General features: G+C 65.8%; 11 protein-coding genes and 1 riboswitch. All 11 genes read left to right on the top strand.

Annotated elements, in window-relative coordinates; all coding sequences use genetic code 11:
* Window positions 1–608 (top strand): epoxyqueuosine reductase QueH (locus DMP11_RS02060; RefSeq protein WP_211329058.1); only part of this gene is annotated, 608 nt, incomplete at its 5' end.
* A gap of 58 nt (window positions 609–666) precedes the next feature.
* On the top strand, window positions 667–1749 hold the full coding sequence (gene queA, locus DMP11_RS02055) for a tRNA preQ1(34) S-adenosylmethionine ribosyltransferase-isomerase QueA (RefSeq protein WP_123184808.1): 1083 nt from the start codon (window positions 667–669) through the stop codon (window positions 1747–1749).
* A 163-nt stretch (window positions 1750–1912) separates the two neighbouring features.
* The gene (gene secD / locus DMP11_RS02050; protein ID WP_123184807.1) at window positions 1913–4738 is read left to right on the top strand and encodes a protein translocase subunit SecD; all 2826 of its coding nucleotides are present in this window, start codon (window positions 1913–1915) and stop codon (window positions 4736–4738) included.
* A gap of 347 nt (window positions 4739–5085) precedes the next feature.
* The gene (locus DMP11_RS02045) at window positions 5086–5418 is read left to right on the top strand and encodes a DUF1292 domain-containing protein (protein ID WP_194950421.1); all 333 of its coding nucleotides are present in this window, start codon (window positions 5086–5088) and stop codon (window positions 5416–5418) included.
* A 69-nt stretch (window positions 5419–5487) separates the two neighbouring features.
* A riboswitch (FMN riboswitch) is annotated at window positions 5488–5628 on the top strand.
* Between the two features lie 140 nt (window positions 5629–5768).
* Window positions 5769–6428 (top strand): ECF transporter S component, encoded by a 660-nt coding sequence (locus DMP11_RS02040; RefSeq protein WP_123184806.1) that lies wholly within the window; start codon window positions 5769–5771, stop codon window positions 6426–6428.
* A gap of 91 nt (window positions 6429–6519) precedes the next feature.
* Window positions 6520–7365 (top strand): energy-coupling factor transporter ATPase, encoded by an 846-nt coding sequence (locus tag DMP11_RS02035; RefSeq protein ID WP_123184805.1) that lies wholly within the window; start codon window positions 6520–6522, stop codon window positions 7363–7365.
* Entirely contained in the window at window positions 7341–8270 is a 930-nt protein-coding gene (locus DMP11_RS02030; protein ID WP_123184804.1) for an energy-coupling factor transporter ATPase, read from the top strand. The genes DMP11_RS02035 and DMP11_RS02030 overlap by 25 nt, the downstream gene beginning before the upstream one ends.
* On the top strand, window positions 8267–9067 hold the full coding sequence (locus DMP11_RS02025) for an energy-coupling factor transporter transmembrane component T family protein (protein WP_123184803.1): 801 nt from the start codon (window positions 8267–8269) through the stop codon (window positions 9065–9067). Before DMP11_RS02030 ends, DMP11_RS02025 begins: the two co-directional genes overlap by 4 nt.
* Window positions 9068–9091: 24 nt before the next feature.
* Window positions 9092–9523, top strand: a complete 432-nt coding sequence (locus DMP11_RS02020) for a pyridoxamine 5'-phosphate oxidase family protein (RefSeq protein ID WP_123184802.1) — start codon at window positions 9092–9094, stop codon at window positions 9521–9523.
* Window positions 9524–9679: 156 nt separating this feature from the next.
* The gene (locus tag DMP11_RS02015) at window positions 9680–10624 is read left to right on the top strand and encodes a dihydrodipicolinate synthase family protein (RefSeq protein ID WP_123184801.1); all 945 of its coding nucleotides are present in this window, start codon (window positions 9680–9682) and stop codon (window positions 10622–10624) included.
* Window positions 10625–10789: 165 nt separating this feature from the next.
* Complete coding sequence (locus DMP11_RS02010) at window positions 10790–12001, top strand: AGE family epimerase/isomerase (protein ID WP_194950422.1); 1212 nt, start codon at window positions 10790–10792, stop codon at window positions 11999–12001.

The raw sequence follows: 12001 nt of genomic DNA, 5'->3' as shown, positions 1-12001 counted from the left end.
AGCCGGGCGCGGCCGTGGGCGCCGATGCGGGTACGGCGGCCATCGCGGGTGATGCCGGCGTTTTCGGAACTCCCGAAGCCCCCAACGTTCCCGCCGATTCCGAACCCGCCGAAGCCCCCGGCCCCGCCGAGCAGGCCCGCCAGGCCCGCTGCCGCGCCTGCTACCGGCAGCGGTTCGCCGAAGCCGCCCGCTTCGCCGCCGAAAACGGCTACAGCCAGCTGGGCACTACGCTGTCGGTGAGCCCCTACCAGTACACCGCCATCATCGAGGAAGAGCTGCGCTTCGCCGCCGAGGCCCACGGGCTTGAGCCGCTGTTCGCCGATTACCGCCCCTATTACGACGCCGCCACCCAGCGCTCCCGCGAAGAGGGCATGTACCGGCAGAACTACTGCGGCTGCCGGTTTTCCGCCGAAGAGGCCCAAGCCGAGCGGGAGCAGCGCAAGCAGCTGCGGGCCCAGGCGCGCCGCGCCCGGCTGGAGCAAACGGCCGACGCGCGGGCCCAGGAAGAGGACCAGCGGCAGCGCAACCGCAAGGAGAAGCGGGCCTACCAGCTGAAGCAGCAACGGAAACGGGCCATTCTCAAATCGTTGCGGGAGGCGCACTCATAGCCGATGCCCATCAGTGGTAGCATGGGCTGTTCTTGAAAACCCCAACCGGAGAAAGCCCATGCGTACCGACGATTTCGATTACCCCTTGCCGGAAGAGCTGATCGCCCAAGAGCCGTGGCCCGTGCGCGACGAGTGCCGGCTTTTGGTGATGGACCGCGAAAGCGGCGCCCTGCAGGACCGTATTTTCAAAGACATAGCGGAGTACGTGCGCCCCGGCGACGTGTTCGTGGTGAACGAGACCCGCGTGCGCCCGGCCCGGCTGCTGGGGCAGAAGCGCGGCAGCGGCGGCGCGGCGGAGGTGTTTCTGCTGCGGGAAGTGCTCGGCCAGACGCCCCATGGCAACCAGAGCGCCCTGTGGGAAGTGCTGGTGCGCCCCGGCAAGCGGCTGAAGCCCGGCAGCGGCGCGGTGGTGGACATCCCCGACGCCCAGGGGCAGGTGGCGCTTTCGGTAGAAGTGGTTGACTGGGTGGAGGGCGGTCAGAAAGGCGAGCGCATCGCCCGGCTGTCCACCGCGCTGCCCTCGCTGGACGAGGCGCTGCACGCCGCTGGCAAAACGCCGCTTCCCCCCTATATAAAAGAGTACAACGGCGACATGGAGCTGTACCAAACCGTCTACTCCCGCCGTGAGAGCTCGGCGGCGGCCCCCACGGCGGGGCTGCATTTCACGCCGGCCCTCATCGAAGCGGTGCAGGTGGCCGGCGCCCAGTGGCGCACGGTGGAGCTGGAAGTGGGGCTTGACACTTTCCGCGTGGTGGACGAGGAAGACCCCGCCGCCCACGCCATCCACACCGAGTTCTACAGCGTGTCGCCGGAAACCGCCGCCGTGGTGAACGAGGCCCGCGACGCCGGCGGCCGGGTGATCGCGGTGGGCACCACCTCGGTGCGCTCGCTGGAGAGCGCCGCCGCCGAAACGGGGCGGGTGCGGCCGGTGGACCGCGAGGCCACTTCCCTCTACATCCTGCCCGGCTACCAGTTCAAGGCGGTGGACGCCCTGATCACCAACTTCCACGTGCCCCGCTCCACCCTCATGATGCTGGTGTCGGCGTTCTCCAGCCGCGAGAACGTCATGGCCGCCTACCGCCACGCTATCGAGCAGCGCTACCGCATGCTGTCGTTCGGCGATGCGATGTTCATTTGCTGAGCCTTCCCCAAGGGAAGGGTTTTCCCAGGTAGCCATTGTTTTTTCCACAGATAAACAATAAGTAAACGGTTTACGGGAAAACGCATTTGTGGAAAAATAGGAACGTTGTGTCCGAGCGTGCCGAAGGGTGCGCTCTGTTGATGAGAAAAGGAAGTAGCCCCCCATGGCACTTGAGCGCACTCCGAAGAAGCCCGTGGCCCCCAACACCGACCGCCGCAACGTGTGGCTTCTCGTCGTCACCACCATTTTGGTGATCGCCTCCATCTTCATGTTCACCCCGCCCGCCGAGCGCATCAACCAGGGCCTGGACATCCAGGGCGGCCTGTCGGTGGTGCTCACCGCCAAGAACACCGACGGCGGCGCCGTGAGCGCCGAGGACATGGAGGCCTCCCGCGCCATCATCGAAACCCGCGTGAATGCCTTGGGCGCCAGCGAGGCCACGGTGCAGCTGCAGGGGGACGACCAGATTTTGGTGCAGATTCCCGGCCTGTCCGATTCGCAGGAGGCGCTGAACACCATCGGCAAAACCGGCCAGCTGGTGTTCGCGCGGCTGGACAGCTTCACCGACGAAGAGGTGAAGAAAAAGATCGCCCAGGGCGACTACGGCACCGTGGGCACCATCACCGACGAGTTCGGCTACAGCTTCCCCTCGGGCCAGGTGCAGCACCTCACGGTGCAGCCGGGCACCTACACCCCGCTCATCACCGGTTCTGAAATTTCCCGCGTGGACATCAGCCGCGCCAGCGAAACCGCTTCCGATTACTCGGTGAACCTCACCCTGAACTCCAAGGGGGCCCAGGCCTTCGCCGAGGCCACCAAAGAGCTGGCGGCCGACCACGGCCGGATCGTAATCATCTTGGACGACGAGGTGCAGTCGGCCCCCGCCGTGCAAGGGGAAATCCCCGACGGCAAGGTGTCCATCACCGGCAACTACACCCTGGAAGAGGCCCAGAGCCTGGAGACGGTGCTGGAAAGCGGCTCGCTGCCCATCAACTTCGAGTACGCCCAGGCCCAGGTGGTGGGCCCCACGCTGGGGCAAGAGGCGCTGGCGGCCGGCGTGCTGGTGGCCCTCATCGGCCTGGCCATCGTGATGCTGTACCTGCTGTTCTTCTACAAGGGCCTGGGGCTCATCACCGCCGGCGCCATGGCCATCTTCGCCGTGCTGTATCTGGGGCTCTTGGCGCTGCTGTCGTGGTTCGGCCAGTTCTCGCTTTCGCTGGCGGGCATCGCCGGCATCGTGCTCACCGTGGGCATGGCCGCCGACTCCTCGGTGCTCACGCTGGAGCGCTTCCGCGAGGAAATTCGCATGGGCCGCTCCATCCGCGCCGCTTCCAAGAGTGGCGTGCGCCACGCCATCCTCACCTCCATCGATGCCGACTTGGTAACCCTGGTGTCGGCGTTGTGCCTGTTCTTCCTGGCCAGCGCATCGGTTAAGGGCTTCGGCCTCACGCTGGCGCTGGGCATTTTCTGCGACATCGCCATGATGCTGCTGTTCAAGGCCCCCATCATCCGTCTGCTGGCCCCCAAGGCCATCGCGAAGCACCCCGGCTTCTGGGGCGTGTCCGATTCGCAGGCGGCCGCCAAGGTGTACGAGGAAGTTGCCCTGGCCGAAGGGGTGCCGGTGGCGGAGGCGGAAACCGCCGCCCAGATGAACGCCGCCGAGAGCGACGCGGTGCTTGAGGCGGACGAGGGCAGTGCCAAGGCCCGCGCCGTGGAGGCGAAGCTGGCCGCTTTGAAGGGGCGCTTCATCAAGCACGACATCAACTTCATGGGCTACCGCAAGGTGCTGCTCACCGTGGCCGCCGTGGTGGTAACCCTGTGCCTGGTGGTGGTGGGCGTGCGCGGCCTGAACTTCGGCATCGAGTTCATTGGCGGCAGCTCCACCGCGTTCCACGGCACCGGCGACATCACCACCGAGCAGATGCGCACCGCCTTCAGCGACGCCGGCGAGCCGGACGCCGTGATCCAAACCACCTCCACCAACGGCGAAGCGGGCTTTTTGGTGCGCACCACCACCATGTCGGCCGAGGACGCCACCGAGGTGGCCAGCACCGTGGCCGCCGCGCTCGGGCTGGGCTCCAACGACTTCGAGGTGACCACCATCGGCCCCGACTGGGGCCCCAGCGTGATCAGCTCGTCGCTCATCGCCTTCCTCGTGTCCATCGTGCTGATCATCATCTACATCGCCATCCGCTTCGAGTACAAGATGGGCATCATGGCCATCGTGGCCCTGTTCCACGACCTCATCCTGGTGATGGGCATCTACGCCCTGGTGGGCCGCGAGGTGAACCCCAACACCATCGCCGCCCTGCTCACCATCTTGGGTTACTCCCTCTACGACACGGTGGTGGTGTTCCACCGCATCAACGACAACATGAAGGAAGAGAATATCCGCTGCACCTTCATGACCATGGCCAACCATTCCATCAACCAGGTGTTTTTGCGCACTATCAACACCACCATCACCTCGTTCATCCCGGTGTTTGCCATGCTGCTGTTCGGCGGCGAAACTCTGAAGGACTTCGCCTTCGCCATGGCCATCGGCCTCATCGCCGGCTCGTACTCGTCCATCGCCATCGCGACGCCGCTTTACGCCCTGTGGAAGACCCGCGAGCCCCGTTACGCCCGTCTGCAGAAGCGCTACGGTGATAAGGTGGGGCTGTTCGAGATGGAGATGAAGGGGGCGCCGGCTTTGGCGTCGGTGCCGCTGGAGCGCATCGAGAAGGAAGCGAAGGCGCAGGAGGCCCAGGCGGTTGCCGAGGGCGGCGCGCCGGGCGAGGACAGCGCGGCTTTGCGCGCCAAGAGCGAGGAAGCGGCGCGGCGCAAGGTGCAGGAGAGCGTGCAGAAGAAGGCCAAGACCTCCTACCGCGCCAGCGAAACCTACATCTCCGACGCCGAGATGCTGGAAGCGGCCGAAGAGGCGGCCCGCAAGGCCGGCCGCGCCTCCGACCGCGCCCGCAAGCGCTCCCAGCGCAACCAGAAGCGATAGGTCGTTCCGCCGTTCTGGCGCACGGCGGAACTGCTCGGCGATGCGAAGGCGCCGGGCACCCCAGCTTGCCCCTTCCTGCGGGCTCTGCGCGTACTGCAGTACGCCTGGCCCGCAGCGCGGGCAATCTGGGGCACCGGGCGCCTTCTCGCTCGCCCGCTGGACAGGAAGGGGCGGAGGGGATTTCGCCCCGGAGGGCCTTGGGTTGAACGTTTCGGCCCGAAAGGGCCTTGAGCCAGTTTTTCGTAGGGCAGAGATCCTATCTCTGCCTAAAGGAACAACTGAGACGCAGCTACGGTTCCAAACAGGCGCAAAGGGCCTGTTTGGAAAAGACAGAGAAAGGACGTGCCATGACCGATGGGATTCGTACGGGGAGCGCCCCTAACTTCTGCCCGCCCACCGAGGAGGGCGTGGTCATCGCGCTGCAGGACGAGAAGGGCGACACCCTGAACCTGGAATTTCTGGGGCTCATCCTGCACGGAGGCAAGTCCTACGGTTTCTTCTTCCCGGTGGACGACGCGAACCCGGCCCTTTCCAGCGGCGAAGTGGTGCTGCTGGAAGTGGCCGACCTGGACGATGACGGCCAGCCGGCCGCCTTCGAGCTGGTGGAGGACGAAGCCATCGCCGCCGAGGTGTACGAGGACTTCAAGCAAGCCACCGCCGACCTCTACCGTTTCGAATAACGCATCGCCTCCGCTTTCGCCGCCCCTGTTGCGCACGGGGCGGGGAATGCCTACAATGCGGGGCAGTGAATTCTGTTTCAGGGCGGGGTGGAAGTCCCCACTGGCGGTGAGCGGCTCATGGCCGCGCAGTCCGCGACCCGCGCCATGCGCGCGGCTGACTCCGTGAAATTCGGGGACCAACGGTTACAGTCCGGATGGAAGAGGCAGTATTCGCAGGAGGCCCCAAAAGAGCCAATCCGGCGAACGCACGAGCCTTTGTGAATGGGAATTCATGAGGCTCGTTTCTTTTTGTGCGGGGAAGGAAACGGCGCTTATCCTTAAAACCGCCCCGCGGAAAGAAGGTGTTCGCAATGGCGAAAAACCCTACCGATTACAGCGAACTGCAAACCCCGGCGCCCGGCGCCCCGAAAGAGCCCATCGCGCCGAAGGCCCCCACGGCCCAGGCGACGCTGGCCAACACCAACCGCTGGTCCACCCGCACGCTGGTAACCATCGCGCTTCTGTGCGCCATCTCGGTGCCGCTCTCCTTCGTGGAATTTCCGCTTCTGCCTGGTGTCACGTGGCTGAAGTACGACGCCTCCGCCATGCCGGCGCTGGTGTGCGGCTTCGCCTTCGGCCCAGCGGCCGGCCTTGCCTGCGGCATCGTGTCCTGCATCGCCCACGGCATCCTGATGGCCGACTTCACCGGCGCCCTCATGAACATCATGGTGATCGTGGGAATCGTGGCGCCGTCGGCCATCGTGTATAAGCGCAACCGCACCTTCAAAGGCGCCGCCATCGGCCTTGCGCTGGGCGTTTTGGGGGCCATGGTGATGGCGGTGCTGGGCAATCTTTTGCTCACCCCCGCCTGGCTGGGGGTGCCCTTCGAGGCCGTGGTGGCCATGATCGTGCCGGTGCTGATTCCCTTCAATTTGCTGAAGGGGCTTTTAAACGCCGTGCTCACCGTGGTGGTGTACAAGGCGGTGTCCAACCTCATCACCCCCGAGAAGCGCCAGGTGAAGGGCCGCTAAGCCCCGCCGGTTTGCCGCCCCGCTGCGCCGCGCCACCACGCGCCGCCCCGTTCCGTCACCGCGCCCCCGCGCCGCCCCTGAAAGGACCGCCATGGACAATTCGCCAGATGCGCCGTTCGTCCGCTTCCAAGACGCCGGCTTCACCTACGACGGCAAGGCCTTCGTGTTCCAGCACCTGGGGCTCGAAGTGCCTCAGGGCCAGTTCCTGTGCCTGTTGGGGGGCAACGGCTCGGGTAAGAGCACCATCGCCAAGCACATCAACGCGCTTTTGACCCCCGACGAGGGGCAGGTGGAAGTGTTCGGCAAAGACACCCGCGACCCCCAGTTCACCTACTTCATCCGCTCCAACGCGGGGCTGGTGTTCCAGAACCCCGACGACCAGCTGGTGGCCACCCTCATCGAAAACGACGTGGCCTTCGGCCCCGAGAATTTGGGAGTGCCCAATCCCGATTTGCGCCAGCGGGTGAGCGCGGCGCTGGAGGAGGTGGGGCTTTCCGGCTTCGAGCAGCACGAGACCTTCGCCCTTTCCGGCGGCCAGAAGCAGCGGGTGGCCATCGCCGGCATCCTGGCCATGGACCCGGCCATCCTCATCCTGGACGAGGCCACCGCCATGCTTGACCCGCGCGGCCGCAAGGGGCTGATGCGGGTGGTGCGCCAGCTGCACGAAGAGGGGATGACCATCGTGATGATCACCCACTTCATGGAGGAGGCGGCGCGCGCGCAGCGGGTGGTGGTGCTGCAGGAGGGGCAGGTGCGCATGGACGGCGCCCCGGAAGAGGTGCTGGTGCGGGCCCATGAGCTGCAGGAGCTGGCGCTGGAGGTGCCCTTCGCCTGCCGGCTGGCCCTGTCGCTGCAGCGGCGCGGCGTGGATGTGGCCCCCTGCATTACCGATGACGCGTTGAAGGAGGAGCTGTGCGGCTTGAATTCGAAGATGTGAGCTACTCCTACGAGGGGGGCGAGGCGAAGAAGAAAAAGCGCTCCGGGGCGAAGAAGGCCCAGTGGGGCAACGCGCCTGACGCGCCGTGGGCCCTGCGCCACGTGAGCTTTACGGTGGAGCCGGGGGAGTTTTTGGGCATCGCCGGCCATACTGGCTCGGGTAAATCCACCCTCATCCAGCACATGAACGGCCTCATCCACCCCACGGAGGGGCGGGTGCTGGCGGATGGCGAAAGCCTCGCTTCCAAGGAAGTGGCGCGCCGGGTGCGCGGCCGGGTGGGGCTGGTGTTCCAGTACCCGGAAACCCAGCTGTTCGCCGCCACGGTGTTCGACGACGTGGCCTTCGGCCCCCGCAACATGGGGGTGCCGGAAGCCCAGATAGAGCAGCGGGTGCGGGAAGCGCTCGAACGGGTGGGGCTTTGCTTCGAGCAGCTGAAGGGCCGTTCTCCTTTTAGCCTCTCCGGCGGTCAGCAGCGGCGGGTGGCCTTCGCCGGCGTGCTAGCCATGAACCCGGAGATGCTGGTGCTGGACGAGCCGGCCGCCGGCCTCGACCCCAAGGCGCGGGAGGATTTCCTGAACATGATTTCCGGCTTCCACGCCCAGGGCACCACGGTGGTGATGGTGTCCCATTCCATGGACGATCTGGCGGCTCGCTGCAGCCGGGTGCTGGTGCTCTCGGAAGGGGAGGTGTTCGCGCTGGGGACGCCCGCGGAGGTGTTCGCGGACGGCGAGCGTCTGCGTTCGGTGGGGCTGGGGCTGCCGGCTCCCGTCGCCTTCGCCGGCCAGTTGCGACAGGCGGGCTTTCCGCTGGAGGCGGGGTTTTTCACCGAAGAGCAGCTGGCGGACGCCATTGCCCGGGCGCTGGGACGCGCCGTGGCGGCGCGCGAGGGGGCTGACCGGAGATGAATCAGCTGCTGTTGGGCCAGTACTGGCCGGGGGAGAGCCCGGTGCATGCCCTGGACCCGCGGGTGAAGTTCCTGCTGTCGCTGGCGCTGATGGCGGTGGTGTTCTGCGCCGGGAACCCCTGGGCGCTGGCGGTGGCGGCCCTGTTCCTGGCGGTCTTCTACCTCATCGCCCGCATTCCGCCGCTGCAGGCGCTGCGCTCGGTGGGGCCGCTTTTGGTGCTGGTGCTGTTCACGGCGCTCCTGAACGTGCTGTTCGTGCAGGGGGGCCAGGTGTACTTCCAATGGGGCATCCTGTGCATCAGTCAGAAGGGGCTGCAGTCGGCGGGCTTCATCGCGGTGCGGCTGATGCTTCTGCTGATGGCCATGAGTCTGCTCACCCTCACCACCACCACGCTTGACATTACCGCCGCCTTCGAGCGGCTGCTGCGGCCCCTGCGCCGCATCGGGGTGCCGGCCCACGAGCTGGGCATGATACTGGGCATTGCGCTGCGCTTTCTGCCCCAGTTCGCCCAAGAGCTCTCCAACGTGCGCAAGGCGCAGCTGAGCCGCGGCGCCCACCTTACCGTCAACCCCTTCCGCGGCGGCCTGCGCTCGCTTTCTGCCCTGATGGTGCCGCTGTTCTCCAGCGCGTTTCGCCATGCGGAAATCCTTTCGCAGGCCATGGATGCCCGCTGCTACCACGGCGGCGAGGGCATCACCCGCCTGCACCCGCTGCGCTGCACCTACCGCGATGGCATGGCCTGCGCCGGCGTGGCCCTTATGCTGGCCTGCGTGCTGCTGGCCACCATATATATGTAACGGTCCATACGGAAAGGAAATCCCATGGAAGACGCAACGAAGCTCATCGTCGATTACCTCACCAGCGTGCCGGCGTGGTACTTGGCCACGGCGGAGGTGGCCGCAGGGGGCGCCGTGCAGCCCCACGTGCGCCCCTTCAGCTTCGCCATGGAGCAAGACGGTCGCATCCAGTTCTGCACCGCCACCACCAAAGACGTGTACCGGGAGATGGCCGCCAACCCCCAGGTGGAGCTGACCGCCTGGAAGCCCGGGAGCGGCTGGATCATCATGCGCGGGGCCGCCAACCTCGCCGATACCGCCTCGCCAGAGGTGCGCAGCGCCGGTTTTCAGCACATGGTGGGGCTGGGGGAGTGCTACAGCGGCCCCGACGACCCAGCCCTCACCTTCTTCACTCTGGACAACCCCCAGGCGTGGCTGTGCGACATCGACGGTTCGTGGCAGCCGCTTGCGCTGTAAGGGCGCCCATGTGAAATAATTACGGCTTTGTGTCAGCCCGGTTGCGGGATTTTCCATGTTGGCTATGCTAGGCGGTAACAGAAACAAGGGCAGCGCCGCGCGTTTTCCGCGGTGCCCTTTTTGTTTCGCCGCAACCGAAGAGAAAGCGATCATTTGATGAGCGAGTCTCCCTTCCGCGGGGTCATCCCCCCGGTTGTCATTCCCCTTACCGCGAAGAAATCCCTCGACCTGGACGCTTTCCATCGCAGCGTCAACCGCATGATCGACGCGGGCGTGGACGGCCTGTTCTTCCTGGGCTCCAGCGGGGAAGTGGCCTTCCTCACCGATGCGCAGCGCTATCACGTGCTGCAAGAGGCGGTGGCCGTAGTGAACGGCCGCGTGCCGGTGATGGCGGGCATTATCGATATGGAAACCATGCGCGTGGTTGACCAGGCAAAACGGGCCGCCTCTTTCGGCGTGGACGCCCTGGTGGCCACCGCTCCCTTCTACGCGCTGGGCGGCCCCAAAGAGGTGGAGCGCCACTTCCGCGCCATTCGCGAGTACACCGACCTGCCGCTGTTCGCCTACGACCTGCCCTGCTGCGTGCACACCAAGCTGGCCCCCGAGATGCTGATGCGTCTGGGCAAGGACGGCGTCATCCAGGGCGTGAAGGACTCTTCCGGCGATGATGTGAACTTCCGCTGGCTGGTTATCGAGAACGAAGAGGCGGGGCATCCCATGCAGCTGCTCACCGGCCATGAGGTAGTGGTGGACGGCGCCCTTCTGGGCGGCGCCGACGGCAGCGTGCCCGGCCTTGCCAACGTGGACCCCTATTCGTACGTGGAAATGTGGAAGGCCTCGCAGGCGGGCGACTGGAACCGCGTGCGCGAGCTGCAGGACCACCTGGCCAAGCTGATGTTCGTCACCCGCGGCGTGCGGGCCACGGTGGGCTTCGGCGCTGGCGTGGGCGCGTTCAAAACGGCCCTGTGGCAGATGGGCGTGTTCAACACCAACGAGATGCGCGAGCCGGTGCAACGGCTGGTGGGCGAAGACGTGGAGAACATCGTGGCCGTGCTGAAGAAGCAGGGCATGATGGACCCGGACGCCCCGGTGCGCCAGTAGCCGCCCGACAAGCAGAGCGGCGGCACGGACTTTCGGCCCTCTCGGCACTGCCGGGAGGGTTTGCCTTGTAACCGAAAGGCAACTACTGGGGCGCGCGTGCGGCGCCTGCAGGAGTTTTGGTATTCTGAACGTGGTTTTTGGAGCCTGGGATTTTAGGAGGTTGCGTTGGGAAATCACATCGAACGGCTCAAGCTGGAGCGCGATTGGATTCGCCAGCAGCTGGAAACCTGCATTGCTTTCTGGCTTGAGCACGGCATGGACCCGGTGAACGGCGGCGTGTACACCTGCCTCGACCGCGAGGGCAAGGTGTACTCCACCGACAAGAGCGTGTGGATGCAGGGGCGCTGCGCCTGGACGTTCTCGTACCTGTGCCACGTGTACGGCCAGCGGCCGGAATGGATGGAGGCGGCCAAGAGCTGCCTGGACTTCTTGGAGGAGCACTGCATCAACTACGAGGCGGCCGGCCGGCTGTACTTCACCGTCACCGCCGAGGGGCTTCCGTTGCGCCAGCGCCGCTACTGCTTCTCGGAGGGCTTCTACTGCATCGCCAACGCCGAGTACTACGGCATCACTGGCGATGAGGAGTGTCTGGCCCGGGCGCGCCGCGCCTACCAGCTCATCTATCAGCTGAATAACGGCCTGATCGAAGACCCCACCGGCATGGGCCCCAAAACCATCGCCGAAACCCGCACTGGCCGCGCGCTGGGCGACCCCATGATTTTCCTGAACATCATCTCCATCATGCGCCGGGTGGACCCGGCCCACACCGAGGAGTACGACCGCCACGCCAAGGAGTGCACCGACGCCATTGTGAACCTGCACTACCACCCCGAGCTGGGCTGCACCCTGGAATCGGTGGCGCCGGACGGCACGCCGGAGCTGTGGTACACCGCCGGGCGCGTGGTGAACCCGGGGCACGACATCGAGTGCAGCTGGTTCATGATGGACGAGGCCAACTACCGCGGCGACGAGCAGCTGCACAAAACCGCCGAGGCCATCTTCCGCCAGGCCATCGAGGCCGGCTGGGACAAGGAGTACGGCGGACTTCTGTACTTCATCGACGCCAAGGGCCTGCCGCCCGAGGCCTACGAGCACGACATGAAGCTGTGGTGGCCCCACAACGAAACCATGATCGCCGCCGCGAAGGCCTATCGCGACACCGGCGACGACTACTACGCCAACTGGCTGTTCAAAACTCTGGACTACTGCCACGAGCACTTCGCCGACGAGGAGTACGGCGAATGGTACGGCTACCTGCGGCGCGACGGCAAACCCACCATGCCCCCCACCAAGGGCTCTACGTTCAAGGGCCCCTTCCATGTGCCCCGCGCCCTGTGCATGACCGAGCAAGCGATCACCGAGATTCTAGGAGACTAA

Origin of the sequence: Parvibacter caecicola (assembly GCF_003725335.1) — a bacterium.
In the GTDB taxonomy this organism is placed as follows: Bacteria; Actinomycetota; Coriobacteriia; order Coriobacteriales; family Eggerthellaceae; genus Parvibacter; species Parvibacter caecicola.
Note: the sequence above shows the minus strand (reverse complement) of the source record. Positions and strands in the feature narration are given on the sequence as shown.